The 26,574-nt window shown below is 72.6% G+C and carries 22 protein-coding genes and 3 pseudogenes; 11 read left to right on the top strand and 14 right to left on the bottom strand.

What is annotated here, in order from left to right; genetic code table 11:
- Nucleotides 1–109: 109 nt before the first annotated feature.
- Both AAFF41_RS07745 and AAFF41_RS07740 read left to right on the top strand, forming a co-directional pair.
- The gene (locus tag AAFF41_RS07745; protein WP_319745650.1) at nucleotides 110–1,000 is read left to right on the top strand and encodes an SIS domain-containing protein; all 891 of its coding nucleotides are present in this window, start codon (nucleotides 110–112) and stop codon (nucleotides 998–1,000) included.
- 32 nt (nucleotides 1,001–1,032) lie between these two features.
- Complete coding sequence (locus AAFF41_RS07740) at nucleotides 1,033–1,884, top strand: class II fructose-bisphosphate aldolase (protein WP_319745652.1); 852 nt, start codon at nucleotides 1,033–1,035, stop codon at nucleotides 1,882–1,884.
- A gap of 2 nt (nucleotides 1,885–1,886) precedes the next feature.
- Here AAFF41_RS07740 and AAFF41_RS07735 read toward each other — a convergent pair whose 3' ends face one another.
- Together AAFF41_RS07735 and AAFF41_RS07730 are read right to left on the bottom strand one after the other, a co-directional pair.
- On the bottom strand, nucleotides 1,887–2,168 hold the full coding sequence (locus tag AAFF41_RS07735) for a hypothetical protein (RefSeq protein ID WP_343323748.1): 282 nt from the start codon (nucleotides 2,166–2,168) through the stop codon (nucleotides 1,887–1,889).
- Nucleotides 2,165–2,998 carry a phytanoyl-CoA dioxygenase family protein gene (locus AAFF41_RS07730; protein ID WP_343323747.1) on the bottom strand — a complete coding sequence of 278 codons (834 nt, stop codon included), beginning with the start codon at nucleotides 2,996–2,998 and terminating at the stop codon, nucleotides 2,165–2,167. Before AAFF41_RS07730 ends, AAFF41_RS07735 begins: the two co-directional genes overlap by 4 nt.
- Before the next feature lie 71 nt (nucleotides 2,999–3,069).
- Here AAFF41_RS07730 and AAFF41_RS07725 point away from each other — a divergent pair, with 71 nt between their 5' ends.
- On the top strand, nucleotides 3,070–3,843 hold the full coding sequence (locus AAFF41_RS07725; RefSeq protein ID WP_319745658.1) for an AraC family transcriptional regulator: 774 nt from the start codon (nucleotides 3,070–3,072) through the stop codon (nucleotides 3,841–3,843).
- Here the strand turns inward: AAFF41_RS07725 and AAFF41_RS07720 are convergent.
- Nucleotides 3,833–4,966 (bottom strand): methyltransferase, encoded by a 1,134-nt coding sequence (locus tag AAFF41_RS07720; protein ID WP_415925833.1) that lies wholly within the window; start codon nucleotides 4,964–4,966, stop codon nucleotides 3,833–3,835. The genes AAFF41_RS07725 and AAFF41_RS07720 overlap by 11 nt on opposite strands.
- Nucleotides 4,967–5,082: 116 nt before the next feature.
- Here AAFF41_RS07720 and AAFF41_RS07715 point away from each other — a divergent pair, with 116 nt between their 5' ends.
- Both AAFF41_RS07715 and AAFF41_RS07710 read left to right on the top strand, forming a co-directional pair.
- Entirely contained in the window at nucleotides 5,083–5,784 is a 702-nt protein-coding gene (locus AAFF41_RS07715; protein WP_060902518.1) for an alpha-ketoglutarate-dependent dioxygenase AlkB family protein, read from the top strand.
- Complete coding sequence (locus tag AAFF41_RS07710) at nucleotides 5,781–7,025, top strand: ROK family protein (RefSeq protein WP_075025604.1); 1,245 nt, start codon at nucleotides 5,781–5,783, stop codon at nucleotides 7,023–7,025. The genes AAFF41_RS07715 and AAFF41_RS07710 overlap by 4 nt, the downstream gene beginning before the upstream one ends.
- A gap of 108 nt (nucleotides 7,026–7,133) precedes the next feature.
- On the opposite strand, the pseudogene AAFF41_RS07705 reads toward AAFF41_RS07710, so the two are convergent.
- From AAFF41_RS07705 to AAFF41_RS07695, 3 genes and pseudogenes are all read right to left on the bottom strand, one after another.
- Nucleotides 7,134–7,274 (bottom strand): annotated as a pseudogene (locus AAFF41_RS07705) (phosphotriesterase family protein); the annotation flags it as partial.
- Entirely contained in the window at nucleotides 7,268–7,852 is a 585-nt protein-coding gene (locus AAFF41_RS07700; RefSeq protein ID WP_343323746.1) for a DUF4865 family protein, read from the bottom strand. The gene AAFF41_RS07700 and the pseudogene AAFF41_RS07705, both read right to left, overlap by 7 nt.
- A gap of 38 nt (nucleotides 7,853–7,890) precedes the next feature.
- Nucleotides 7,891–8,463 (bottom strand): TetR/AcrR family transcriptional regulator, encoded by a 573-nt coding sequence (locus AAFF41_RS07695; RefSeq protein ID WP_343323745.1) that lies wholly within the window; start codon nucleotides 8,461–8,463, stop codon nucleotides 7,891–7,893.
- A 201-nt stretch (nucleotides 8,464–8,664) separates the two neighbouring features.
- Between AAFF41_RS07695 and AAFF41_RS07690 the strand changes: the two are divergent.
- The 3 genes and pseudogenes from AAFF41_RS07690 to AAFF41_RS07680 all read left to right on the top strand — a co-directional run bounded on the left by AAFF41_RS07690 (nucleotide 8,665) and on the right by AAFF41_RS07680 (nucleotide 12,285).
- Nucleotides 8,665–8,972: pseudogene (locus AAFF41_RS07690) on the top strand (SHOCT domain-containing protein).
- Nucleotides 8,969–9,727: an ABC transporter ATP-binding protein gene (locus AAFF41_RS07685; protein WP_343323744.1), complete on the top strand. Its 759-nt coding sequence runs from the start codon at nucleotides 8,969–8,971 to the stop codon at nucleotides 9,725–9,727. The pseudogene AAFF41_RS07690 and the gene AAFF41_RS07685 overlap by 4 nt, the downstream one beginning before the upstream one ends.
- Nucleotides 9,724–12,285 carry an ABC transporter permease gene (locus AAFF41_RS07680; protein WP_343323743.1) on the top strand — a complete coding sequence of 854 codons (2,562 nt, stop codon included), beginning with the start codon at nucleotides 9,724–9,726 and terminating at the stop codon, nucleotides 12,283–12,285. The genes AAFF41_RS07685 and AAFF41_RS07680 overlap by 4 nt, the downstream gene beginning before the upstream one ends.
- A gap of 26 nt (nucleotides 12,286–12,311) precedes the next feature.
- Here AAFF41_RS07680 and AAFF41_RS07675 read toward each other — a convergent pair whose 3' ends face one another.
- Complete coding sequence (locus tag AAFF41_RS07675; protein ID WP_343323742.1) at nucleotides 12,312–12,845, bottom strand: ATP-binding protein; 534 nt, start codon at nucleotides 12,843–12,845, stop codon at nucleotides 12,312–12,314.
- 1,335 nt (nucleotides 12,846–14,180) lie between these two features.
- Nucleotides 14,181–14,504 (bottom strand): hypothetical protein, encoded by a 324-nt coding sequence (locus AAFF41_RS07670; protein ID WP_319745676.1) that lies wholly within the window; start codon nucleotides 14,502–14,504, stop codon nucleotides 14,181–14,183.
- 392 nt (nucleotides 14,505–14,896) lie between these two features.
- Between AAFF41_RS07670 and cds1 the strand changes: the two genes are divergently transcribed.
- The gene (gene cds1 / locus AAFF41_RS07665; RefSeq protein ID WP_319745677.1) at nucleotides 14,897–16,021 is read left to right on the top strand and encodes an L-cysteine desulfhydrase Cds1; all 1,125 of its coding nucleotides are present in this window, start codon (nucleotides 14,897–14,899) and stop codon (nucleotides 16,019–16,021) included.
- A gap of 32 nt (nucleotides 16,022–16,053) precedes the next feature.
- On the opposite strand, the gene AAFF41_RS07660 is transcribed toward cds1, so the two are convergent.
- A complete protein-coding gene (locus AAFF41_RS07660) occupies nucleotides 16,054–16,533 on the bottom strand; it encodes an SRPBCC family protein (protein WP_319745680.1) in 480 nt (159 codons plus the stop codon).
- Between the two features lie 80 nt (nucleotides 16,534–16,613).
- Nucleotides 16,614–17,444: a DeoR/GlpR family DNA-binding transcription regulator gene (locus tag AAFF41_RS07655; protein WP_054228731.1), complete on the bottom strand. Its 831-nt coding sequence runs from the start codon at nucleotides 17,442–17,444 to the stop codon at nucleotides 16,614–16,616.
- Between the two features lie 281 nt (nucleotides 17,445–17,725).
- Here AAFF41_RS07655 and AAFF41_RS07650 point away from each other — a divergent pair, with 281 nt between their 5' ends.
- The gene (locus tag AAFF41_RS07650) at nucleotides 17,726–20,068 is read left to right on the top strand and encodes a hypothetical protein (protein WP_425526114.1); all 2,343 of its coding nucleotides are present in this window, start codon (nucleotides 17,726–17,728) and stop codon (nucleotides 20,066–20,068) included.
- Between the two features lie 28 nt (nucleotides 20,069–20,096).
- Here AAFF41_RS07650 and AAFF41_RS07645 read toward each other — a convergent pair whose 3' ends face one another.
- The 4 genes and pseudogenes from AAFF41_RS07645 to AAFF41_RS07630 form a co-directional block, all read right to left on the bottom strand.
- Complete coding sequence (locus tag AAFF41_RS07645; protein ID WP_319745682.1) at nucleotides 20,097–22,532, bottom strand: right-handed parallel beta-helix repeat-containing protein; 2,436 nt, start codon at nucleotides 22,530–22,532, stop codon at nucleotides 20,097–20,099.
- Between the two features lie 158 nt (nucleotides 22,533–22,690).
- The gene (locus AAFF41_RS07640; RefSeq protein ID WP_319745684.1) at nucleotides 22,691–23,296 is read right to left on the bottom strand and encodes an Rv1733c family protein; all 606 of its coding nucleotides are present in this window, start codon (nucleotides 23,294–23,296) and stop codon (nucleotides 22,691–22,693) included.
- 156 nt (nucleotides 23,297–23,452) lie between these two features.
- Nucleotides 23,453–24,276, bottom strand: a pseudogene (locus tag AAFF41_RS07635) (MOSC domain-containing protein).
- A 68-nt stretch (nucleotides 24,277–24,344) separates the two neighbouring features.
- Nucleotides 24,345–24,785, bottom strand: a complete 441-nt coding sequence (locus AAFF41_RS07630) for a DUF6643 family protein (RefSeq protein WP_060902526.1) — start codon at nucleotides 24,783–24,785, stop codon at nucleotides 24,345–24,347.
- Between the two features lie 314 nt (nucleotides 24,786–25,099).
- Between AAFF41_RS07630 and AAFF41_RS07625 the strand changes: the two genes are divergently transcribed.
- Nucleotides 25,100–26,512 (top strand): TerD family protein, encoded by a 1,413-nt coding sequence (locus AAFF41_RS07625; RefSeq protein ID WP_319745689.1) that lies wholly within the window; start codon nucleotides 25,100–25,102, stop codon nucleotides 26,510–26,512.
- Nucleotides 26,513–26,574: the final 62 nt, after the last annotated feature.

The following is a 26,574-nucleotide window of genomic DNA, read 5'->3' as shown; positions in this document are numbered from 1 at the left end:
GCACACCACATTCCCTGGCATTTCCGCAGTCGACATGCTTGATTGTGCTCGAAAGTCGGCCTTAACTTGCACTATCTTGCATGGACAGCGTCAATGGGAGGGGTACGGCATGACCCATGTCGAGCATGAGCTGAAGAGCCAGCCTGAGTGCTGGATCCGCGCCGCCGAGCAGGCCAAGGCGCACGACGGCGCGCTGCCGGAAGTGGGGGAGCGGGTCGCGATCGTGGGCTGCGGGACCTCCTTCTTCATGGCGCAGGCCGCCGCCGCCCTGCGTGAGGGGTCCGGGCAGGGCGAGACGGACGCCTTCGCCGCCTCGGAGTTCCCGGAGGGCCGCTCCTACGACCGTGTGGTCGCCCTCACCCGTTCCGGCACCACCACCGAGGTGCTCGAACTCCTCGGGCGGCTGCGCGGACGTACCCGGACGACCGCGATCACCGCCGACCCCGCGACTCCCGTGATGGACCGCGCGGACGACCTCGTCGTACTCGACTTCGCGGACGAACGCTCCGTGGTGCAGACCCGGTTCGCGACCACCGCGCTCACCCTGTTCCGCGCCCACCTCGGACTGCACACCGACGACGTCGTCGCCGACGCGCGCACCGCGCTCGCGACCCCGCTGCCCGAAGGGCTCGTCGACTGCGCGCAGTTCACCTTCCTCGGCCGCGGCTGGACCGTCGGGCTCGCCAACGAGGCCGGGCTGAAGATGCGTGAAGCCTCCCTGGCCTGGACCGAGGCGTACCCGGCGATGGAGTACCGGCACGGGCCCATCAGCGTCACCACCGCCGGCACGGCCACCTGGATGCTCGGCGAGGCCCCAAAAGGGCTGGCCGAGCAGGTACGGGCCACGGGGGGACGCTGGGTGGCGGGTGCACTCGACCCGCTCGCCGAACTCGTCCGCGCCCAGCGGCTCGCGGTCGCCGTCGCCGCGGCCCGCGGACTCGACCCCGACCGGCCCCGCCACCTCACCCGCTCGGTCGTCCTCGCCCCGTCGGCCCGCTGAGCCGTCGGGCCGCGCACCCAGAAGGAGGAGTTGTGCCACTCGCAGCCACCGGTGACCTGGTCACCGCCGCGGCCGGGGCGCGGACCGCCGTCGCCGCGTTCAACATCATCACCCTGGAACATGTCGAGGCCGTCATCGCGGGCGCCGAGTCCGTGGTCGCCCCCGTCGTCCTCCAGGTCAGCGAGAACGCCGTGAAGTTCCGCTACGGACGGCTGCTGCCGCTGGCCCGCGCCGCCGCCGCGGCCGCCGAGCGCGCCTCGGTGCCCGTCGCGCTGCATCTCGACCACGTCCAGAGCGACGACCTGCTCCGCCAGGCGTCCGCCGCCGGATTCAGCTCGGTGATGTACGACGCGGCCCGGCTGCCGTACGAGGAGAACCTCGCCGCCACCCGGGCCGCCGCCGACTGGGCACACGCACAAGGCCTGTGGATCGAGGCCGAGCTGGGGGCGGTGGGAGGCAAGAACGGTGAGCCGCCGCTCGACGCGCACGCGCCCGGCGCCCGCACGGACCCCGCCGAGGCCCGCGCCTTCGTGGCCGACTCCGGCGTGGACGCCCTGGCCGTCGCGATCGGCAGCTCGCACGCCATGACCACCCGCACCGCCGCCCTCGACCACGACCGCCTCAAGCGGCTGACCGCGGCACTCGGAGTGCCGCTCGTCCTGCACGGCTCCTCCGGAGTGCCGGACGACGAACTGGCCGCGGCCGTCGCGGGCGGCATCGCCAAGGTCAACGTGGGGACCGCCCTGAACATCGCGATGACCGGCGCCGTCCGGGAGTTCCTCGCCGCCCACCCCGAAGCCGTCGACTCCCGCAAGTACCTCAGCGTGGGGCGGGAGGCGATGGCGGAGACGGTGGCACGCCTGATCCGCGTACTGGGCGCCTGACCTCAGGGGGCACCGACGTCGACCAGCTTCTCGAAGAAGAACTCGTGCTTGAGGAACGACACGTCGTACTCGCCCCCGGGACACGGCGGGATCAGCTGTGCCGCCTGGAACAGCCGCCAGCCGTCCCGCAAGGCGTCCACACCCGACGCGTACGGCGGCTCGTCGCTGTCCCCGGTCGTGGGGGACGTGCGGCCGGTGCCGTCGTAGGCCGACCAGCCCACCACCTCCGAGTCCAGGGCGGAGGTGGCCAGATAGAGGACCAGAATCTGCTGACGGACATTCATACGGTTTCCTCCCTGGGCTGGTTGGAGACCCGGGTCACCCAGTGGTCCAGGTCGAAGGAGTCGTCCCCGGTGAGCGCGCGCCACAGCAGGACACGGTGGTAGATCTCGAGACGGCCGGTGGCGTGCTCGTACCAGGGGAAGGTCGTGGAGAGTTCCTCGGCGACCCGCGGGTCGCCGAGGTCCGAGGTGTCCCACAGCCGCCGCTGCCGCACGGTCGGGTTGAAGCGGATCTTGAACATGTAGCGGACCGCGTCGCTGTCGTTGCGCCGCCCGCCGTGCCACAGGCCATGGTGCAGAAACACCACGGTGCCCGCCGGGCAGACCAGCCGGCTCTGCCCGCGCAGATTCTGGTAGCGCCCGGTGTCCGACTCGTTGGTGCGCCGCAGATGGCTGCCCGGCACGCTGAGGGTGCCGCCCATGTCGAGGGTGACGTCCTGCGGGTAGTACATCAGCTGCACGTCGAAGGCGTCGGTGCGCACATCGATGATCGCGTCGGCGTGCAGCGGCTGCGCCCGCCCCTCGTGCGGCTCGCGGAGGTGGACGTAGTGGTGGTCGACGGCGGGTCCTGGCCCGACGAGGCTTCGCAGGGCCCCGGCCACGGCGGGGAGTTCCAGCAGCCGGCGGACGAAGGAACCCGCCGGGTAGGCGGCCGGCACGCAGCTGCCGTAGGGCACCTCGGGCACGCCCGCGCGCAGCACCTCCATGCCCTCGGCGTTCATCTCCGGCGGCACCACGGCGTCCAGCCGCAGCGAGCCGTGAGCCACGAAGTGCGCCATCCGGACCGAACTCAGGAGTGGGATGTTCGAGGTGTGCTCCAGTGTGTGGGTCATGCGCCTCAACGTAGGGTCGGGGCCGCCGACGGCGCGTGGGCGCGGCTCACCACTGCTGGTAGCTTTTCACCATGCGGGAGACGGACGTCCACCTCGGCGAACCGCCCGCCGTCGTCAACATCGGCGTCGGCGTGCACGGCGTGGCGAGCCGCACGGACGTCTTCCGGCTGCCGGAACTGTGGCAGCTGCACCTCTACCAGTACGACGCCGAGCTGACCGTCGACGGCACCGCGCACACCATCCGCCCCGGCCGCGTCAGCCTCGTACCGCCCGGCACCACGGTCCGCTACCGCTACCAGGGCCGCTCCGAACACCTCTACGCCCATCTGCGCATCGCCCCCGCCGGGCCGCCTCGCACCGTCCCCGTGATGCAGGACGCGGGGCCCGAGTTCCCCATGCTCTCCGGCCTGTTGCTGAACGCGATCGCGGCGGCCCCCGGAGCGCCCGAGCACACCCGGGCCGAGATCTGGACCGCGCTGTGGCGCGTCGCCCGGCTCACTCCGCCCACCGCCACGAGCCGCGGCCCGCACCCGGCGGTCGGCACGGCCATCGCCCACATCGAGGCCCGGCTGGCGGCACCGCTCACCATCCCGGAGATCGCCCGCGCCGCCGGAATCTCCCACAACCACCTCACCCGGCTCTTCCGCGCCGAGACCGGCACCACGGTCGTGGCCTACATCCGCCGCCGCAGACTTCAGCGCGCCCACCATCTGCTGCGCGCCACGACGCTCTCCATCCCGGCGGTCGCCGCCTCCGTAGGCATCCCCGACCTGCAGGCCTTCAACAAGGCGTGCCGCCGCGAACTCGGCGCCTCGCCCCGCGTACTGCGCGGAACTACTTCTTGACGGCCCTCAGGACGACGAACTTCGCGTCACTCGCCACGAGTTCGCTGTTGCCGAAGAGGCGGCGCAGCTTCAGGTGGTAGCCGAGATGGCGGTTCCCGATGACCCACAGCTCGCCGCCCGGCCGCAGCGCGCGCCGCGCCCCCGAGAACATCCGCCAGGCCGTGGTGTCCGTCGTCGCCTGGTGCGAGTGGAAGGGCGGATTGTTCAGGACGAGGTCCACGCTCCCGGCGGGGACCTCCGCGAGCCCGTCGCCCACGCGGAACTCCGCGCCCAAGCCGTCGGTGTTCTCCCGGTACGTCTCCTCGGCCGAGGCGACCGCCTGGTACGACTCGTCCACGAACAGCACCTCCGCCTCCGGGTTGGCCAGCGCCATCGCCGTACCGACGACTCCGTTGCCGCAGCCCAGGTCCACGATCCGCTCGGGGCCCCGGCTGCGCGGCAGGTGCTGGAGGAGGAAGCGGGTGCCGATGTCGAGACGGTCGGCGCAGAACACACCGGCGTGGTTGACGACGGTACGGCCGGAAACCGGTCCGATGCCGTCGGGGAGCCGGTAGCTGTACGGCCAGGGGTTGGCGGCCCGGGCGATCCCGGGGTAGGGGGTGCAGAAGATCAGCCGGGCCTTCTTCTCGGCCAGCGAGGTCCGGGTCGGGCCGAGGATCCGTTCGAAGAGGTGCAGCGTCGAGGTGTGGATCTCCTTGACCATGCCCGTGCCCACGACGACGGTCCCCTCGTGCACGCCGGGCGCCAGCCGGTGCAGCTGGTCCTCCAGCAGGGCGAGGCTCCTCGGCACCCGGACGAGCAGGACGTCGATGCGGTCGGGGGGCGTGTCCTGGGTGGTCAGCAGCCGTACCGCGGTTGCCTCGACCCCGTTGCGGGCCAGGTTCGCCCGGGTCGCCTCCTGCGCGAGGAAGGAGTCGGTGATCTGCGTCGGCCGGTGCGCCGACAGCGCCGTGGCGAGCGCTCCCCAGCGGTCGCCGACCACCACGACCGACCCGGACAGCGGCGTTCCGCTCTCCGCGAGGTGCCGCAGCAGATAGGTGTCGGCGGCGTCCCAGGCACGGAGCTGGTCGCGGGGGTCCTCGGGGAAGCGGGCCAGCGCGTACTCGGCCCAGGGCGCGGTCATCCGGTCGTTCATCGTGGGTCAAGGCTAGCCGAGCCGCAGCTCAGCCACGTGCGGGCCGGGTCTTGATCAGATGCGGGCACGGAACGGGCGGGGTGCGCGAGGATGGTGGCATGTCCATGGATGCTGAGCTGTTCCCCCGGAGCCGGGCGGAGATCGCGCCGGGCGCGGTGCATCTGCCGGACTGGCTGGACCCGGTTGCCCAGCGGGAGCTTCTCGACGCCTGCCGTGCGTGGGCCCGCCCACCGGCCGGACTGCGAACGGTGCGCACGCCCGGCGGCGGCACGATGACCTCCCGGCAGGTGTGCCTGGGCTGGCACTGGTACCCGTACCGGTACGCGCGCACGGTGGCCGACGGCGACGGCGCCCCGGTGAAGCCCTTCCCCGCCTGGCTGGACGAGCTCGGCCGCCGCGCGGTCGCGGACACCCTGGGCCCCGAGGCCGCCACCGCCCCGTACGACATCGCACTGATCAATTTCTACGACGCCGACGCCCGGATGGGCATGCACCGCGACAGCGACGAGAAGTCCGACGCGCCCGTGGTGTCGCTGAGCCTCGGCGACACGTGCGTCTTCCGCTTCGGGAACACCGAGTCGCGCTCGCGCCCGTACACGGATGTCGAGCTGCGCAGCGGGGACCTGTTCGTGTTCGGCGGGGCCTCCCGGCTCGCCTACCACGGGGTTCCCCGAGTGCTCCCCGACACGGCGCCGCCCGAACTGGGCCTGACCGGCCGTCTGAACGTGACGCTACGGGTGAGTGGCTTCCAGGTGCCTTCGGACGGGGCACCGCACGAGCGGATCATGGGAGACTCGCCCTCATGAACGGCAAGGCGGGCCCCCGGACGGCGGGGGAAGGGAACACGCGGACACGGCTGGACCGGGGGCGCGGGGCGCTCGGACCCGCGCTGGAACTCGTGCACACCGGACGTGCGCCGACGCGTGCCGTACTCACCGCCGAGCTGGGCGTCACCCGGGCGACCGCCGGCGTGGTGGCCTCGGAGCTGGAGGCGCTCGGGCTGATCCGGGTCGACGCGCGGCCCGGCGCGGCGGCCGGTTCGCAGGGACGGCCCTCGCACCGGCTGGAGGTCGCCGAGGACGGTCCTGTGGCGCTGGCCGCACAGGTGCACGCCGACGGGTTCCGCGCCGCACTGGTCGGGCTCGGCGGCCGGATCGTCGCCACCGCACCCAGCTGCGAGACCGTCGACGCCGACCCGGCGAAGGTGCTGGGCGCCGTCGTCGAGACCGGAGCGGAGCTCCTTCGCGAGACCGGGCGGCGCTGCGTGGGCGCCGGACTCGCCGTACCGTCCGCCGTCGCCGAACCGGACGGGCTCGCCCTCAACCCCCTTCACCTCGCCTGGCCCGCGGGCGCCCCCGTCCGCCGGATCTTCGCCGAGCGGGTGCGCGCGGCGGGCATCGAGGGCCCGGCGTTCGCCGCGAACGACATCAACCTCGCCGCGCTCGCCGAACACCGCCACGGCGCCGGGCGCGGCGCCCGCGACCTGCTGTGCGTGGCCACCGGGCACCGGGGCGTCGGTGGCGCGCTCGTCCTCGACGGACGACTGCACACGGGCAGCTCGGGCCTCGCCCTCGAAGTCGGCCACCTCACCGTCAATCCCGAGGGCCGCCCCTGCTACTGCGGCAGCCGCGGCTGCCTCGACGTCGAGGCGGACCCCCTGGCGTTCCTCACGGCGGCGGGCCGTGACCCCGGCCCCGAGGTGTCCCTCCTCCAGCAGGCCAACGACCTGATCCGCACCCGGTACGACCAGGACCCCTCCGTCCGCACGGCCACCGAGGCGCTGATCGACCGCCTCGGCCTCGGCCTCGCCGGACTGGTCAACATCCTCAACCCCGACCGGATCATCCTCGGCGGCCTGCACCGCACCCTCCTCGACGCCGACCCCGACCGGCTGCGCGCCGTCGTAGCGGACCGCAGCCTGTGGGGCCAGAGCGGCGGCGTACCGATCCTCGCCTGCACCCTGGACCACAACACCCTGGTGGGTGCCGCGGAGCTGGCCTGGCAGCCGGTCCTCGACGACCCACCGGCGGCGCTGGCTCGGACCTGAGGCCGGACCTGATACGAGGCCGTCCAGGCGGTAGCGGCCCCTCACGTCCTCGGCGTAATCAGACTCACAGCGCCATGGACCCTGGTGTCACGGGAGAGCAGCGGCAGGTCCGGGGAGCGCGGGACTGCCGAAGAAGAGGTGGTCATGGGCGTCGCACACCCCGAGGTGCTCCGGCGGCACGTCTCCGAGGACCGTACGGACCCTCGCGGGGACGGCGCCTTCGGGGCTTGTGGGGGCAGGGCTCACCACTGCCGGCCACGGGGCAGCCGGTCGCGCCCGGGGGCCGACAAGTGCAGCACCTGGAAGACCCCGCCGGGAGCCTTGGGCGTGTCGTGGTCCCAGAGGGAGAAGTGGACCAGCTCCCAGTGGCGCGGGTCGACGGCGGCGGCCGCGCACACCGCGCCGTCGAGCGAGGCCAGCCGCTCCGTCTCCGCCGCGGCGTCCGCCATCACCTCGGCCAGGTCGACGCCCTCCGGTACGGGCTGCCGTCGCCGCACCGCGACCTGGGCCGACGCGTCGGCGGCGCCGCCCTCCTCGTACGCGAGGCCCGTCCAGTTCTGCACCACCGGCCGCCCGAAGTCATCGACCAGTCCCTGGAAGGCGCCGTCCCAGAGGAAGGAGTTCATGCCCTCGACGGTGTTCCAGAGGTAGAAGGGCGCGTACTGGTTGACCGGCGAGCCGCGCACCCCGCGCTCACGCATCAGATACGTCTTGAAACCGAGCCCCTCCCAGTCGTCGAGGAGGTGTCCGACGCGGGAGACCCGGGTGCGGATGATCCCCATGTCGTAGTCGGCGGGGAACGTCAGTTCGTACTGCGTCGCGTGCATCGCATGCCTCCTTGAGGGGCCTTCAGGCCTTCAGGTCTTCAGCCGAGGCCCCGACCGGCGGGGGAGAGCAGGGCCAGCAGTCCGCGGACGGCCGTGTCGAAGGCGGCCGGGGAGCCGGAGGCGCGCGCGAGCACATAGCCTCCCTGGACGGTCGCGAGGATCGTCGCGGCGATCTCCTCGGCGTCCAGCGACTGCGCGAACTGCCCCTGTTCCTTGCCCTCTTCGACGATCCCGGCCAGTCGCTCGCGCAGCCAGTCGATCGTCTCGTCGACAGGGGCGCGCAGCTCCGCACTGGCGATCACGTCCGGGTCCATCGTCAGCCGCCCGACCGGACAGCCGCGCAGGACGTCTCGCTCCCGGCGCAGATACGCCTCGACGCGCTCGTAGGGCGAACCGGGCGCGCCCAGTACGCCCTCGGCAGCAGCCCGCAGTTCCTCGGCGGTGCGTCGGATCGCGGCCAGGGCGAGATCGGGCTTGCCCTGGAAGTGGTGGTACATGCTGCCCTGCCCGGCGCCCGCGTGCTCCTGGATCGCCTTGGGACTGGTGCCCACGTAACCGCGCTCCCACAACAACTCACGCGTGGACTCGATCAGCCGCTCCGGAGTACTCATGAACTCACTGTACATACTAGTAGGTACAGAGTCGAGGGCGGTAAGAGCGGACTGAGGAAGCAGGCGGGGGCGCCCCGCGTACTCCCCGGAGGTACGGGAACGGCCGCTGGCCGTACGACGACTCGGGCGCCTTCCCGGAGCGAGTCTCGATGCATCGCAACAGCTCCCACCCACAACTGCTCCTCTAGGAGATGACTCGAGATGCAGACCCTGGCGAACTGGGACGGCGGCCCGGCCCGTGGATCCTGTTCTTCCCGCTGATCTGGGCGGCCGTCGTGATCGGTGTCGTGACGGTCCTGCGCCGCACCGTGGGGCGCGGGCGCCGCGGACCGTGGCGCGCCATGGGCGACTTCGGCCCGCCCCGCGACTCCCGCCAGACGGGCGACTCGCCGATCGCGCTGCTCGGCCGCCGCTTCGCCACCGGAGAGATCGACGAGGACGAGTACTGGCGCCGACTGTCGGTCCTGGACGAGCAGTTCGGCCGCCCGGGCAAGGGAGGAGCGGCATGACGACCGCCACCACGACGCGTCATGCCGCGGGTGTCACCGACGCCGTCAAGGTGTACGGCAGCGGCGACACCGCCGTCAGGGCCCTGGACGGGGTGAGCGTCGGCTTCCCGGCCGGACGCTTCACCGCGATCATGGGCCCCTCGGGCTCCGGCAAGTCCACCCTGATGCACTGCGCGGCGGGACTGGACACGCTCACCTCGGGCGCCGCGTTCATCGGCGACACCCCACTGAGCACGCTGGACGACCGCCGTCTCACCCTGCTGCGCCGCGACCGTATCGGCTTCGTCTTCCAGGCGTTCAACCTGATCCCGACGCTGACCGTCGCCGAGAACATCACGCTGCCCCTGGACCTCGCCGGGACGAAGGGCTCCCGCGAGTGGATCGACGCGCTCGTCGACGTCGTCGGCCTGCGCGACCGGCTCCACCACCGCCCCGCCGAACTCTCCGGCGGACAGCAGCAACGCGTCGCCGTGGCCCGGGCGTTCGCCGGCCGTCCCGACGTCGTCTTCGCCGACGAACCCACCGGCAACCTCGACTCCCGCTCCGGCGAGGAGGTCCTGAACCTCCTCGGCCGCGCGGTGCGCCGGATGGACCGTACGGTCGTCATGGTCACGCACGACCCGGTGGCGGCCGCACACGCCGACGAGGTCGTCTTCCTCGCCGACGGACGCCTCGTGGACCGGATGGAGTCCCCGACGGCCGACAAGGTCCTCGACCGGATGAAGGCGTTCGACGCCCAAGGCGGGCGGTCGTGAACGCCTCCGTGCGCCTGAGCGTGTCCTCCCTGCGCGCCCACAAACGCCGCTTCGCCGGTACGTTCCTGGCGGTGCTCCTCGGTGTCGCCTTCCTGGCCGGAACGCTGGTCATGGGCGACACGCTGCGAGCGAGCTTCAGCACGCTGTTCGGCGACGCCACGAAGGGCACCGACGCGGTCGTCCGCAGCGCCGACGCCATCACGACGCCCGGTGAGAGCCAGGGTGTGCGCCAACCGGTCGACACCGCCCTGGTCAAGACCGTCGAGCGGGTTCCCGGCGTCGCGGCCGCCGCCCCTGAGATCCAGGGCGCGGGCCAACTCGTCGGCAGCGACGGCAAGCCCGTCGGCGGCCAGGGCCCGCCCACCCTCGCCGGCAACTGGATCACCGACCCGAAGCTCAACCCGTACCAACTCGCCGCGGGCCACGCCCCGTCGAAGTCCGGCGAGGTCGTCGTCAACCGGGGCGCAGCGAAGAAGGGCGGCCTGAAGATCGGCGACACGACCACCCTGCGCACCCCCGGTCCCGTCAAGGTGACGATCGTGGGCCTCGCGACCTTCGGTGGCGAGGACGGCATGGCGCAGGTGACGTTCACCGGGATGACGCAGGCCGACGCCGAGAAGTACCTCACCGCGAAGCCCGGCGAGGCGGCGAACATCCGGGTGCGGGCCGGTCCCGGGGTGGGTCAGGCCGAGCTCGTCGCGGATCTGACTCCCGTCCTGCCCAAGGGAGTGGAGGCGATCACCGGCCAGGAGTCGGCGCGGGAGAACACCGACATGATCTCCAGCCAGTTCCTGAACATCTTCACCACCTTCCTGCTCGTCTTCTCCGGCATCGCGCTGCTGGTCGCGACCTTCTCCATCCACAACACCTTCGCGATCGTCGTCGCCCAACGCACCCGGGAAAACGCCCTGTTGCGTGCCCTGGGCGCCTCCCGCCGCCAGGTCACCGCCTCGTCCCTGGTCGAGGCGAGCGTGGTCGCGGTGACCGCGTCGGCCGTCGGCCTCGCGGGCGGCATCGGGATCGCGGCCGGCCTGCAGGCGCTGTTCCCCGCCATCGGGTTCCCCTTCCCCCAGGGCGGCTTGGTGGTCAGCGCTCTGTCCATGCTGCTGCCGCTCGCGGTCGGCGTCGTGGTCTGCCTGGGCTCCGCGCTGCTGCCCGCCGTACGCGCCGGACGCACCGCGCCGCTCGCCGCGCTGCGCGAGACCGCCGTCGACGGGTCCGGGGTCTCGCGGGGGAGGGCGATCGTGGGTGCGGCGCTGGCCGTGCTCGCGGTGGGAGCCACCCTGACCGGCGTACTGGTGAGCCCGTCGCTGTGGCTCGCGGGCCTCGGCGCCGTACTCGCCCTCGCCGCCTTCGTGGTCCTCGGACCCGTGGCGTCGTCGGCCGCCGTACGAGCACTCGGCGCCCCCCTCGACACGCTGCGCGGTGTCACCGGCGGCCTGGCCCGGCGCAACGCGCTGCGCAGCCCGAAGCGGACCGCCGCCACCGCGAGCGCCCTGATGATCGGCGTCGCCGTCGTCTCGCTGTTCACGATCTTCGGCGCCTCGCTGAAGGCCACCATGGACCAGACGGTCTCCCGGTCCTTCGCGGGCGACGTCGCCGTCAGCACCCCGTCCTTCGGCGCGGGCGGCAGCGGGCTGAGCCCCGAGCTGGCTCCCGCGATCGCGCGGCAGCCGGCCGTCCGGTACGCGGTGGGCCTCGGCCGCGGGGTCGCCCAGGTCAACGGCAAGGGGCGGGCGCTGACCGTCACCGACCCCGTCACACTCGGCAAGGTGTTCGACCTCGGTGAGGTGCGCGGCTCGCTCGACGACCTGGGCACCGACGGCATCGCGCTCACCCGGAAGGAGGCCGCGGATCAACACCTCACGACCGGCGACACCGCCCGGCTCACCTTCACCGACGGCAGGCGCGAGAACTTCACCGTCCGCGCGGTCTACGGCCGCTCCGAACTCGCCGGCGACTACGTCGTCACCCGCGCCGCCTGGGCCCCGCACCGCACCCAGGACTCCGACTCGCTCGTCGCCGTCACCTTCAAGAACGGTGTCGGTACGGCCGACGGCAGGGCGGCCGTCGAGAGGGTGGCCGCGCGGTACGGCAACCCCGACGTGCAGACCCGCGACGCGTACGCGCGGTCCTCGGCCGGCGGCATCGACATGATGCTCACCCTGGTCTACGCGCTGCTCGCACTCGCGGTGCTCATCGCCCTGCTCGGCATCGCCAACACGCTCACCCTCGCGATCCACGAGCGCACCCGTGAACTCGGTCTGCTGCGGGCGGTCGGGCAGACCCGGGCGCAGCTGCGCGCCATGGTCCGCTGGGAGTCGGTCCTCGTCGCCGCCTTCGGAACGGCGGGCGGACTAGCCCTCGGTGCCTTCCTGGGCTGGGTGCTCGTCGAGGCCTCCGACGGCGCGTCGGACAGTGCCTTCGCCTTCGCGATCCCGCCCGTGCGGCTCGGCGTGGTGGCGCTCGTGGGCCTGTCGGCGGGAGCCCTCGCGGGGCTGCGCCCGGCCCGGCGGGCAGCACGCCTGGACGTGCTGCGCGCCATCGCCACCGAGTGACGTACGAGACGGGGGTCACCGCCCGGTCAGCCGGCAACGGCGGACCGGGCGGGAGCGTGTCCGGGCCGGCGTTCGTCGAGGGGGTCGAGCGGGGCGACGGCGTGTCGGCGCGTGGTCTCGCGAGCCTGTTCGTACGACGGGAGCACGGGCTCCGCCACCGCGGGCGAGGTCGCCGGCAGGGAGAACCACACGACCTTGCCCGACTCGCCGTCCGGGCGCACGCCCCAGCTCTCGCTCACCGCGGCGATCATCGCGAGACCGCGTCCGCAGGTGGCCGTGGGGTCCACGTCCTGTACCTCGGGCAGGCGGGGGTCGTGGTCGTGCACCGAGACCGTGAGCCGGTCGAGCAGCAGCTCGATCTCCACGGTGCACACCTTGTCCGGCTGGGCGTGCCGGTGCACGTTGGTCAGCAGCTCGGTCACTCCGAGCGCGGCCCGGTCTATCAAGGGGTCCTGATGCCAGTAGCGCAACTGCGCAGAAAGGATTCTGCGGACCTGGCCGATCCGCGACGGCAGGGCTTGGAGCTCCACCGTGCAATGCCTGCTTGGCTGGCTGATCACGGCTGCGACTCCCCGAATTGAGGTCCGGAAGAAGACGGAGATCGGATCCAGCAGAGTGGCTGAGTGGAACGGCCGCCTGCTGTAGTGACCGGCGGACTGATTCGTAGCGTTATCGCCGGTGAACCCAGAGTGATGATGTGAGAACAGCGTGACTCAGGGGGTGCGGTCCTGCAACTCGCGGTGCGGTCCGCTCCGGCCCGAGCCGTCGCGGGGCGGGGGCCTCGCCTGAGCGGCGGCGTCCGGCGGTCCCGGGTTCATCGTTCACCGCCGCGGGCCGGGAATTGATCGCTCACGCACCGCACGTCACCCACCACGAACGGGGGCTGCCACGCCGAGGGCGCTGATCCCGGACCGGGTTCGCCTCGGCCGCGGCCGACCGAGTCCCCGGGCGCCACCCCTCGCCCCCCGGGCCCCGAAGCCCTCCGCCCGCGGTCCGGTGGCTCCCACCCCGGGCTTGGCCGTGCGGGAGCCGGAGGCTCGCGGTCCGGGGTGGGCCGGTGGGGAGCCTGAGGCTTTTCGGCCGCCCGTGGCCGACCGTCGGCGGGTGGCCCCCAGCCCGGGCTTCGCCGTGCGGGGGCCGGAGGATCCGTAGCCGGGCTTCGTCGGCGGGGGGTCCAGGGGTTCGTCGCCGGCCGTCGCCGACCGTCGGCCCGGGGCTGCCCCGTCGACGGTCGCCGGTTGCGCGCGGGTGGTTCTCGCCTCGGGTTTCGCCGGGCGTGGGCCGGAGGGTTCCGGATCGGGCGCGGGTGGTTGTCGGCCCAGGGCTTGCGCGCCGGGCGGCGCCGACTTCGGGCCCAGGGCTTTGTCGTGGGCCGTCGGTGGTCGTGGGCCGACTGCCTTCCCGTGGGCCGTTGGTGGTCGTGCGCGGGCGGCTGTCGCGCCGGGTCCCGCGTCGGGTTTCGCCGGGCGCGCGTTCGGGGCGTGCCGTCGGTTCTCGTCGACCGAGAGGCCCGGCATCGGGACTCCCCGGTCCGGGGATCGTCGGCTGCGGGCCCGAGCCCGGGCGTTGCCGGTCGGCTGTGGGCGGCTGTGGTGAGCGCGTTCGTGCCGGACGTCGACGGTGGGACGTCCGAGGCTCGCCCGGTCGCCGTCGCCGGTTGCGGGCCGGGGCTGCCCGGGCCGACGACCTGGGGGTGCGGGCCCGGGGCCCGCGTGCCGACCGCCGCGGGTCGCGAGCGTCGCTGGTAGCGCGCTCGGGGGTGCCCGGTGGGCGGCCGTCGGCCGGAGGCCGAAGTCCTGCGCGCAGGGCGTCGCCGGTCGCGAGTCGTGGGTGCCTGTGTCGGCCCTTGCCGGTGGCGAACCGAAGGCTCCCGTGTCGGTTGCCGCGCGGCCGACTCAGCCGTTGCGCCCCGCCGCCCTGCGAACCGCCTCTATGAACCGGCGCGCCGACGGCGGCCCCGGCCTGCCCGGCGCGGGATCGTGCTCGCCGAGCGTGAGCGAATAGCGGGTGCCGTTGACGTCGGCCAACGCCCGGTCCTCGGGCGCGAACCACGGCTTCGACGCCCGCACCGCCTGCACCGGCGCACTGTCGATCTCGCTGCCGTAACTCGTCAGCAACTCCAGCCTGCCGTCGCTGATCCGGACCTGTCCGGCCCGGGTGAGCGACCGCAGCCTCTTCCCGATCCGCACGCCCGTGGCCGTGAACTCCGGCTCCGCCATGATGCTCCGCCCCCTTGTGCGCGTCGGCCGTGCTCTGTCCCGCGTCGCTCTGTCCCGCGTCCCGGGCCCGGATGTCGCGCGGGTCGTGCTCCGGTGTGCGCGACCGCTCCGGGAGTGTCACCCCGCGCGGCGCGGTCGGACGCGGGCCGCGTGCCCTGCGGTGCAGTCTGCCCGCAGGCAGCGGCGAGCACCAGTGCGCAAGACGAGGTGACGGCGGGGACGGGAGCACTCGCCCGGGTGCGCCCCCGTCGCTTCGGACACCCCTGCTCCAGGGGTGCCTTTGAGGTGCTCAAAGGTATGTTTATGCAGGTGAGAAGCGTGCGCAAGGTGTTTATGATCGAGGCGTCCGACCATCTGAACCGGCGTCGGCGCGATGCGTTAGGAGCCCCGCCGTGAGCACCCCTCAGCAGATCCGGACCGGCGAAACCCTCGACGTCGACCACAGCGACGCGCGGTACCGGACCTGGCTCAAAGAAGCCGTCCGCAAAGTCCAGGCCGACGCGAACCGCTCGGCGGACACCCACCTGCTGCGCTTCCCGCTGCCCGAGGCGTGGGGTATCGACCTCTACCTGAAGGACGAGTCGACCCACCCCACCGGCAGCCTCAAGCACCGCCTGGCCCGCTCGCTCTTCCTGTACGGGCTCTGCAACGGCTGGATCAGGCCGGGCCGCCCGGTGATCGAGGCGTCCAGCGGCTCGACCGCGGTCTCCGAGGCGTACTTCGCGAAGCTGATCGGCGTGCCCTTCATCGCGGTCATGCCGCGCACCACGAGCGCCGAGAAGTGCCGTCTGATCGAGTTCCACGGCGGCCAGTGCCACTTCGTGGACGACTCCCGCAGGATGTACGAGGAGTCCGCCGCCCTCGCGGTCGAGACCGGCGGCCACTACATGGACCAGTTCACCTACGCGGAACGGGCCACGGACTGGCGCGGCAACAACAACATCGCCGAATCCATCTTCCGCCAGTTGGAGTTGGAGCGTTTCCCGGAGCCCGCGTGGATCGTCGCCACGGCCGGCACCGGCGGTACCTCGGCGACCCTCGCGCGCTACGTGCACTACATGCAGGCCGACACCCGAATCTGCGTCGCCGACCCGGAGAACTCGTGTTTCTTCGAGGGCTGGACCACCGGCGATCCGGACGTCACCTGCGACTGCGGCTCGCGTATCGAGGGCATCGGCAGGCCCCGTATGGAGCCGAGCTTCGTGCCGGGCGCGATCGACCGGATGATGAAGGTGCCGGACGCCGCGAGCGTGGCGGCCGTACGGGCACTGGAACAGGCCATCGGCCGCAAGGCGGGCGGCTCGACCGGCACCGGGCTGTGGAGCGCGCTGAAGATCGTCGCCGAGATGGTGACCGAGGGGCGCAAGGGGAGCGTGGTGACGCTGCTCTGCGACCCCGGGGACCGCTATCTCGACAAGTACTACTCGGACGCGTGGCTGGCCGAACAGGGGCTGGACATCGCCCCCTACACCGCTGCGATCACGGCCCTGCTCCAGACGGGCGTCTGGCCGGACTGACCTCGGGGCACGCCCTCAGGCGGACCTCCTCGTCACGCGTGTGTGGACGCCAGCCGTCGGTCCAGCGCCGTCACCGCCTGGCGGAACGCGCGGCCCAGACCCGCCCGGCCCAGCCTCAGGGCCAGCCGGAACGGGGCCGCGCCGTCGACGGCGAAGGTCCACTGGACCCGGGTGCCCTTCCCGGCCGGAGCCAGCCGCCACTCCTCGACCAGAGCCCGGGGGCCGGGCGCGTTCGAGACGTCCACCCGGTACGCGTACACCTCGGGGGCCTCGGCCACGAGGACCGTTTCCTGGAAGCGCGTACCGCCCCGGAGCCGGATCTCCCGCCCGGCGCCGTCCCCGGTCGGCCGGGCGAGTGTCACCGCCGAGAACCACTCGCTCCAGCCGGGCACGTCCTCGGCCAGCGCGCGGAAGACCACCTCGGGAGGGGCCGCCACCTCGCGGGCGAACACCAGACGCAGGGGAGCGGTCTCGGTGAAGTCGAGCCCCACCGGGCGAAGACGGCGTGCCATGGACGAAACCCCCACCTGGGAACGGAGTCTCCGGTCCCGCGTAGAGAGCCGCGGGCAGCGTCACCTTAGCTGGCGGACCGTCAGATGTCTGTACCGTCCTCGGGCTCTCCGGCAACCACCAGGCGCCGCAGGTGTTCGGAGACCTCCGCCCGCGCCTCCGCCGGCAGCCCGGCGTCGGTGACCAGCGTGTCGACCTGGTCCAGTGCGGCGAACGAACTCAGACCCACCGTGCCCCACTTGGTGTGGTCGGCGACCACGACGACCCGCCGTGCGGACTGCACCAGCCGCCGGTTGGTCTCGGCCTCCGCCAGGTTCGGCGTCGACAGGCCCGCCTCGACCGATATCCCGTGCACCCCGAGGAACAGCACGTCGAAGTGGAGCGCCGCGATGGCCTGGTCGGCCACGGGGCCGACCAGCGAGTCCGACGGGGTGCGCACCCCGCCCGTCAGCACGACCGTGGCCGCGCCCTGCCGCTGGCCGGAGAGGCGCTGCGCGGAGTGGAAGACATCGGCGACCCGCACCGAGTTGGTGACCACGGTCAGGTCCGGCACGTCAAGGAGCTGATGCGCCAGCGCGTACGTCGTCGTACCGCCCGAGAGCGCGATCGCCGTGCCCGGCGCGACCAGCTCGGCGGCGACCCGCGCGATGTCCTCCTTGGCGGTCAGCTCCAGGCCCGACTTGGCCTCGAAACCGGGCTCGTGCGTACTCGCTTCCACCAGCGGCACCGCGCCGCCGTGCACCTTCTCCACCACGCCCTGGCGGGCGAGCGCGTCGAGGTCACGACGGACCGTCATGTCGGAGACGCCCAGCTTGCGGGTCAGCTCGTTCACGCGGACGCCGCCCCGGCGCCGTACCTCGTCGAGAATCAGGGCCCGACGCTGCTCCGCGAGAAGGTTCTGATTCTCACTCACGTCCGCTCCGATCCTTGCGCCACAAGCTGCCCGACACTCCGGTCCGAACCCACTCCCACGTGGACATTCTCCTTGTCCTAGGCCTGGAGGACGACCCATCCTCGCACGGGCCACCGACACGTGCGCCACTCCCCGCAAGGACACCGCGTCCCGCTCGTCGCGTCACTGTCACACGTATCGGGGAGATTCCGTGACCACAGGTGCGCGCGCACCCCTGAGCGGAGATCCTTGTGCCTGCACATGACACATGCCAGACGCGCGCACGGGGGAAGTGCAGAAAAGTGGAACGTGCACGGGAACACGCCTCGGCGGGAGAGCTCAGAGGCCCCGCACAGCGGCCCGAAGCGGCCGATACCGCCCTCGAACTCCTGGTCCACGGAGTCGGGGGCACCACACCCGAGGAGATGCTGGACGATCCGCGGACGGTCCGGATCAGCGGAGACGACACCGCGGCCGTCTACCGGCGCGTCGACGACGCCGACGCGGAGCGGCGCCCCGACGACTACCGGGGCAAACCGGTCCCCGAGGCCTATGTGTGGTGCAACCTCACCTCCGGCAACGGCACCCGGGCCCTGTGGCTGTTGCTGCTGCCCTTCATGGTCGTCAACCTCGCGCACTGGATGCGTCCCGCCACCCGCGGCCGCACCCGGACGGTCCGCCTGTACGGCCTGCTCGTCCGGCTGGCCGGGCTCACCCTCACCGTGCTGCTGGTCGCCGCGGCCTGCGAGGTCGCGCTCGACCTGACCGCCTGGCAGTGCGCGGGCACCCGCGCGTGCGCCGAGGCGCACGCGTGGCTCGGCTTCCTCTCCCCGGACCTGTCCGACAACGGCTGGTGGAGCCGACCCGGCCGCCGCCTCGCCCTGGCCGCCCCGGTGCCCGCGGGTCTCACCTGCCTGCTCTGGTACCTCTCGCACCGCACCTGGAGCGCGTACGAGTCCCAGCAACCCGTGTCCCGCAGGCCCGAGCCCGCCGAGGAGACCGGCCGCACCGGACTCGGCAGGCCCGGCTTCTGGTACGGGCGCCGTCTGGTCGCCCGGCTGCGCGCCGCGCACACCGCGGCGGGACTCCTCACCGTCACCGCCGCCGTCGGCGGCCCCGCGGCCCGCTTCGACCGGGAGGCCGGGGGACCCGCCGTGCTCGGGATCCTCGGCCTGCTGCTCTACGCAGTGCTCGTCGTGGGCGCGGTCGTGGTGCTGTGGGTGGTCTGTCGGCGCGGGCGCAGCGAACACCGGCTGGACCAGGAACTGGACGCCACGCTCGTGCGCCTGCTGCCCCTGGGCTCGATCGTCCTGTTCGCGCTGACCCTGCTGTACGCCGGATGGTCACGGCCCGGCTGGCACTCGACGGGGCGGCTGCCGGGCGACACGACCTTCGGAGGCCTCGCCCTCGCCCAGGGGCTGCTCGTCATCACACTCGGCGTGGTGGCCCGCGTTCTGTACCGCACCAGGCCCGAACCGCGCACCGCCCTGCGTGGTCTGGCCGGACCCGCCGTCGCGATGCTGGCCTGCGCCCTGGGCGGCGTGATGTCCGGCGGAGTCGCGCAGCGCGTCGCCGACTGGCTGGACGGCACGCGCGGCTCGCTGCCCGGCCCGCCCGTCCTGCTGACCTGGCAGGCGTCCGTGATCCCGCCGACGCTCCTCGTGCTCCTCGGCCTGTGCGGCAGGCTGGCCCTGCGCACCTGGCGGCTGCGCGCCGTCGAGACGCGCGCCGTGGAACTCGACTACCTCGGCGAGGCCAAGGACACCACCCGTACCCGCCGTATCGCGAGCACGCGCGCGATGGCCGCCCTCACCGACCGGGCGCCCCTCATGATCGGCGTGATCTCGTTCGTGACCCTGCTCCTCGGCGCCGGAGCCCTGGTGGGCGTCCTGACCACCGGCGACGCTCCGGCACAGGCCGCGCGAGGGTCGTACGCCTTCGTCCGAGGCGCAGCCGAAGCCGCGCAGGCGCTCGGGTCCTGGCTGATCGGCCTCGGCTTCATCCTTCTCGTCACTTCGGGGCGACGCGCCTACAAGGACCAGGCGGCCCGCCGCACCATCGGCATCCTCTGGGACGTCGGCACCTTCTGGCCGCGCGCCGCCCACCCCTTCGCACCGCCCTGCTACGCCGAGCGTGCCGTGCCCGACCTGACGTGGCGCATGGTCACCTGGACCCGGGCCACCGGCGGGCGCCTGGTGCTCTCCGGGCACTCCCAGGGCAGTGTGCTGGCCGCCGCCGCGGCCTGGCAGCTGAAGCCCTCCGTACGCAGGCGGGTCGCGCTGCTCACCTACGGCTCTCCCCTGGAACGGCTCTACGGGCGCTGGTTCCCGGCCCACTTCGGCCCGGCCGCCCTCACCTCGCTGCACCGGGAGGTCGACTGCTGGCGCAACCTGTACCGGCTCACCGATCCCATCGGCGGCCCCGTTCGGCTGCCCGGCGACTGCGGCCCCCAGGTCGACCGCGCGCCCCTGAAGGACCCGCTCGCCTACGGACGCACCCAGGAGCATCCGCTGCCCGCGCCGATCCTCGGACACGGGGACTACCAGGCGGACCCGGCCTTCGCCGAGGAACGCGAACGGCTGCTGGCGCGGCTGCGGCCGGAGGCGGTACCGGGCCCCCGTGCCGACGGCGACGCCACGGCCTGAGGGCGACCGCCCGTCCAGGCGGCGAGGCTCAGGGCAGCTCCGGCAGGTCCTCGGGGTAGAGCAGCGTGAGGTCGTCCGTGCTCGGCTCGTCGAGCTGGGCGACCCGCCCCGCGTGCCGCTCGACCATCGCCTCGAAGGTCTGCCGCGCGGTGCGGCCGTTGCCGAACGCCGGGCCCTTGGGGATGGCCGTGAAGTACTTCAGCAGCGCCTCGGGCGCGCCGGGCGCCAGGCTGTACTCGTGCTCCTCGGCCTGCTGCTCCACGATCCGCAGCAGCTCCTCGGGGACGTAGTCGCTGAAGGTGATGGTCCGCGAGAAGCGGGACGCCACACCGGGGTTGGCGGTGAGGAAGCGCTCCATCTCGGCCGTGTAACCCGCGACGATCACGACGACCGCGTCCCGGTGGTCCTCCATCAGCTTCACGAGCGTGTCGATGGCCTCGCGGCCGAAGTCGCGGCCCGAGTCCTCCGGCGACAGCGCGTACGCCTCGTCGATGAACAGGACACCGCCGCGCGCCCGGTCGAACGCCTCCTGGGTGCGGATCGCCGTGGAGCCGATGTGCTCGCCCACCAGGTCGACGCGGGACACCTCGACCAGGTGCCCCTTCTCCAGGACACCGAGCGAGGCCAGGATCTCGCCGTACAGGCGGGCGACCGTCGTCTTGCCGGTGCCGGGGGAGCCGGTGAAGACCAGATGGCGGCGGGCGGAGGCCGCCTTGAGGCCCGCCTGCTGTCTGCGGCGGCCCACCTCGATCATGTCGGTGAGGGCGCGCACCTCGCGCTTGACGCTGTCCAGGCCCACCAGCCCGTCGAGTTCGCCGAGGACGACCTTCGGGGTACGGGCCGGCTGCGCGGGTTCGGGCTCCGAGGCGGTGACGAGCGGTTCCTGCTCGGTGGTGCGCTGGCCCGGGATCGCGCCGAGCAGGCCCGTGGACGGGTTGGACGTCTGTACGGCCGTCTCGTGCGCCGGGGGGCGCACTCCGCCGCTCTCGTCGCTCGTGCAGTCCTCGACGACCGGGCCGCCGCCCGGTGCGTTGCCGCCGTCGGCGAACTCGTAACCCCCGCGTGCGCAGCGTTCCGTACGGCACTTCTTCAGCGTCGCCCGGCAGCCGTCGATGACATGGAAGCCGTAGCCCCCGCTGCCCGTCACCCGGCAGTTGTGGAAGGTGCCGCGGCCACCCGCCGACACGTAGAAACCGGCCTCCGCGGGGGAGTCGACCGTGCAGCGCTCGATGGTGGGGTCGGCGCCCTTGGTGACGATCACGCCGGTCTGGGTGCCGTCCACGGTGCAGCCGGACAGGGTCCCGCCGCTTCCGTGGTCACGGAACCAGGCGCCCGTAGCGGCGTCGCGGATACGGCAGTCGTCGAGCTGCGCCGTCGCGCCGTCGCTCACCGACACGGCGGTGTTGCGCACTTGGGAGAGGTCGCTGTCGACGACGTCCACGCGTGAACCGCGGTCGAGGACGAACAGGGCGTCGGGCACGTCGTGCACCCGGCAGGACTCGAGCACCGCGGTCGCGCCGTCGCTGACCCACACCGCGGGGTAGTCGCCCGTGCTGTCGAAGATCTCGCACTGGTTGGCGTCCACGCGCGTGCCCGGGTCCCAGACCGACAGGCCGTTGCGCCCGAACTGCCGGACGGTGGTGCGGGTCAGGGTGAGGACCGAGCGGGAACGCAGGTCCACCGCGTTCTCCGGGATGTCGTGGATGCGGCAGTCGGCGAGGGTGAGCACGGCGTCCGTGTCCAGGGTGACGCCGTCCGACGTCGTGCGGTGCACATCGCAGTCGGTGAGATGGGCGGCGGCGCGCCCGGTGATCTGCACACCGGAGCCCTTGACCTCGTACACCTCGCAACCGACCGCCTCCAGCGAGGAGTTCTCGCCGGTCACCGACAGGCCCGCGCCGGAGGCGTGGTGCACCCGGCAGCGCTCCAGGCGGGGATGCGCGCCGCCGCGGACCGCGATGCCGGACTGTCCGGCCGCGACGACCTCGCACTCCTCGAACACGCCACCGCCGCCGTCGAGTACGGCGATGCCGACGCCGGCCGGATTGTCGACCGTGCAGCGCCGCACGGTCGGACGGGCGCCGCCGCGCACCTCGATGCCGGCCGCGGAGCGCGTGACGATCCGCACGTCGAGGAGCTCCGGGGTGCCCTCCTCGACGAGCAGCGCGGGCGCCGCCGAGTCCTGGCCCTCCACGTGCAGGTCCTGGACCACGGCCGAGGCGCGCACGGTCAGCGGCACGCCGTCCACCGGCGCGATGCGCACGGAGCCGGGGGAGCCCTCCGGGCCGCGCAGCGTCACCGCGCGCTGGACCACGAGATTCTCCCGGTAGGTGCCGGGTGCGACGGTGAGCACGTCCCCGTCGGCCGCGGCCTCCAGGGCGGCGGCCAGCGATGCGTACTCTCCTGTGCGGCGCCGCCACCGCGAGGTGCCGGTGTGCGTCACCTGGACCGTGCCCTGTGCCATGGCGCTGTTGTGCCCCCACCTCGTCGTACGCGGGTCCTGCGAGGCCGTGCTGAAACCCCGTCGCGATCAAGAACAGCTTCTCACGACGGTGCCGAACGATTCGGTCGGTCCACCGTAGCGTGCGCGGGCACGGTGGGTTGACCGGAGCCGGAAGGCGGTCAGCTGCCGGTGCCCGTCCTGCCCCAGTCCGGCCCCGCCCTGTCCCATGCCTGATCCCAACGGGCGTACCGGCGAAGGGTCATGCGCCACACGATCAGACGTCTGCCGCTGTCGAGGAGCCCGGCGGTGAGCAGGGCCGCGCCGATGCCCGCCAGCACGGCGTGCGTCGTCGCGGTGGCCGAATCCAGCGGGCGGGCGACCAGGTCACCGTGCGCGTCGGTCCAGAGCGTGAAGTGCTCGCCCTTGTGCGGTGACTTGAGGGCGGCTATCACCTTGCCGTGATGCGCCGTGCCGTCCGGAGCGATCCAGTCGGCGAGCACACGGCTGTGCGGATCCTGCGCCGACGAGGCCTCGGGATCGGGGTCCAGCGGGGCCCGGGCCGCCTTGCCGACCACGGTGGCCGTCACTTCGTGGCGGCCCAGGTGCTGGTCCCGAACGGCCTGTTGGAGGGCGTCCTCGGCCGTCGCTCCGGTGAGGGCGCCGAGCAGGGGCGCGAGGGCGAGGATCAGCAGGACGGCCAGCAGGGCCAGCCACGCCTCGACCAGATCGGTCGTGCGGCGCAGCGGATTGTGCCGCCAACGCCAGAGTCCGCCGATAGCTCGCACCGTCCCGCACCCCCTTTCGCCTCCGTGATAACCCCCGGCGAAGCCGTTCCTCTGCGAGCCCCGGGAAAGAGAGAGCGAAATCACCCTTCCCACGGGTCTTTCATGAACTTCTCACACGCTCAACGACCGTGCCCGGGGCCCGGGTTCCCGGGGGCGTCATTCAAGGACGGTGACCGGATCGCCGATCCGCACCGTGCCGCGGGACTCCGGCACCAGGTTCTGTCCGAAGACGAGCTGGGAGCCGAAGCGGCGGTGGCGTCCGAGCGTGCGCAGTGGCTCCTTGCCGCGCCGGGCGGTGTCCTGGTCGGTGGTGGTCACGACGCAGCGGCCGCACATCTTGGGCACCCGGAAGCAGACCTCGCCGATGGCGATCCGCCGCCAGCCGTCCTCGGCCCATGCCGTCGTGCCCGCCACCACCACGTTCGGTCGGAAACGGTTCATCGGGAGCGGGCCCTCGTCGGCGCGGTCGCCCTGCGCGATCAAGGAGTTGAGCGCGTCCAGCGAGGCGAGCGTGGTGACCAGCAGGGGATAGCCGTCGGCGAAGCTGACGGTCTCGCCCGGACGCGCGTAGTCCGGGTCCACCGGCCTGCGCGTGGCGGGGTCGTCCATGTGCAGGAGACGGACCTCGGTCCCCAGATAGTCACTGCACCAGGCGTGCGCGTCCGCGTCGGCGAGGACCGCCTCCAGCTTGTCGCCGAAGAGATCCAGCGGCGTCGTGCCGGCCGGCTGGGGCACGCGGACGGTCAGCGGCTCACGGCCGGGCGCGGACAGGCGTATGCCGCCGTCGGGCAGCAGCTCCGCGGCGGCCAGTGCCAGCCGTGGTTGCTGACGCTGGGTGACGACCTTTCCCCGTCGTCGATCAGTACCCAGCGTCGGTCTCCGGCCAGCCCCCAGGGCTCCACGACGGCCTCCCGGGGCGAGAGAGCCCGGAAGGCCTTGACCGGGTGGACATGGATCGAGTGCAGCTCCGCATTCCCCATGACTCCATCGTGCCAGCGGGCACCGACAATCCGGTCCGAATGCCGTGGTGCCCGCGTACCTCAGCTCCTCAGTACCCGCGGTACTGCTGGTTGTTGTACGGGTCCTGGTACGGAGCCGGGGCGGGACGGGGAGCCGCGGGGCGCATGGCCTCGTAGCCGGTGCCGGCCGCCATCGGGCGCTGCGGCTGCTGGGGTCCCGGGTAGCCACGCGGGGGGCCGGCCTGCTGCGGGATGTAGGGCGCCGGGGCCTGCTGCAGCGGTGCGGGCTGTTGGGCCTGCGGGTAGCCGCCGTACATGGGGGCCTGCTGCGAGGGGCCGGCGGGCAGGGCGGGAAGTGCCGAGGGGAGCGCGGGAAGGTAGCTGCTGCCCGTGTCGTAGGCGGCGGGAACCCGGATCGGGGCGATCTGGGGAGTGCCCCGCTCGGCGACCAGGGAGTCGTAGATCGGGGTGTCCGGGAAGGACGGCGCGGAGTAGTAACCGCCGCCATAGGTGGAGCGGGGGGAGGTCATGGCACATAAGTTAAGCCCACGATGTGCTGGTTGGGGAGACCGATAAGAGGGTTGTTTTCCGTGTCGGCAGTGACGCGGGATCCCCAATGCGAGCGAACTCGGCAAAAAAGGGCGCCGAACCGGGTTCAGATCGTGTAAAGGCCGAGTTCCGAGGGGGTTACCGGTGGTTGGCCAGCAGTCTTCGAAGCCCCTCGTGCGATCTTCCGCGGCACCTCACAGGAGTTCTCCGCCTTCGGGGAATAGGTTGGTCGGGAAAGGGCCCGAGGGACGGCCCGAGGCGCGGCCTGGCGCGGTGACACGTGATGGGGGCGGACATGACAATGCCTAAAGGTTCGAATGTTCCTGTGCCGACGCGTGCGTTGCGCGTCGAAATGGGGTGGCGTTCGGGGCCCGGGGTCCCCGACGCGGATGCTTCCGCGCTGTCGCTGGTCTCCGGAAAGGTCCGCTCGGACGGCGACTTCGTGTTCTACAACCAGCCGGCACACCCCTCCGGCGCCGTGCGGCACGAGGGCAAGCGGGGCGACGGCGGTCAGGTGACCGACACACTGTTCGTCGACCTCGCGCGTGTGGAGGGCGCGATCGAGACCGTGGTGCTGGCCGCCTCCGCGGACGGCGGCACCTTCGGGCAGGTGCCCGGTCTGTACATCCGCGTGCTCGACGCGGGACAGGGGACGGAGATCGCGCGCTTCGACAGCAAGGACGCGACCGTCGAGACCGCCTTCGTGCTCGGCGAGTTCTACCGGCGCCAGGGTGCCTGGAAGTTCCGCGCGGTCGGACAGGGCTACAGCAGCGGACTGGAAGGGCTGGCGAAGGACTACGGAATCACGGTGGACGAGCCGCAGCACGCGGCACCGCCCCCACCGGCCCCCGCACCGACCGCCGCCGCGCCGATCGCCCCCGTACCGTCGGCGCCCGCACCGCCCGGCCCCACACCCTCCGCCGCCGTGCCGCCGGCGCCCGGCACACGTGTGGCCGGTCCGCCGCCGGTCGGGCCGCCGGTGAACATGCCCCCGCCCGTCACCGCACCGCCGGTCACCGTCTCGCCCCCCGCCATCGCTCCGCCGCCCGCCCGGCCCGGGGCGGCCCCGGTCCGCCTCTCCAAGGTCACGCTCACCAAGGAGGCGCCCTCGGTCTCGCTGACCAAGCAGGGCGGCACGTCCGGGGCCATGCGTGTCAACCTCAACTGGCAGGTGCGCAAGCAGTTCTCGGGGTGGGGCAGCAAGCGGGGCCGGGCCGTCGCGGCGCACAGGGACCTCGACCTCGACCTCTGCGCCCTGTACGAGCTGTCCGACGGCCGCAAGGGAGTCGTCCAGGCGCTCGGCAACGCCTTCGGGGCGCTGCACCAGCCGCCGTACATCCATCTCGACGGCGACGACCGCACCGGTGCCGTGGCGAGCGGCGAGAACCTCACCGTCAACCTCGACCACAAGCAGAGTTTCCGGCGCATCCTCATCTTCGTCACCATCTACGAAGGGGCGCGTTCGTTCGCCGACCTGCATGCCACGGTCACCCTGCAACCGCTGAACGGCGCCCCCGTCGACTTCTCGCTCGACGAGTGCACGGTGCCCTCGACGGTCTGCGCCCTCGCCCTCATCACCAACAATGGCGGCGACCTGATCGTCCAGCGTGAAGCCCGCTACCTCGTCCCCGAGCGCGGCGTGAGCCCGCAGCGCACGGTGGACCGCGTCTACGGGTGGGGCATGAACTGGACCCCCGGCAGGAAGTGACCCACGGAAGTGGCCCACGGAAGTGACCCACGGAAGTGACCCACGGAAGTGACCCAGGAAGT

The sequence above is a fragment of the Streptomyces mirabilis genome, from assembly GCF_039503195.1.
In the GTDB taxonomy this organism is placed as follows: domain Bacteria; phylum Actinomycetota; class Actinomycetes; order Streptomycetales; family Streptomycetaceae; genus Streptomyces; species Streptomyces mirabilis_D.
The sequence above is the reverse complement of the archived record's forward strand: the minus strand, read 5'-3'. Positions and strand labels throughout refer to the sequence as shown.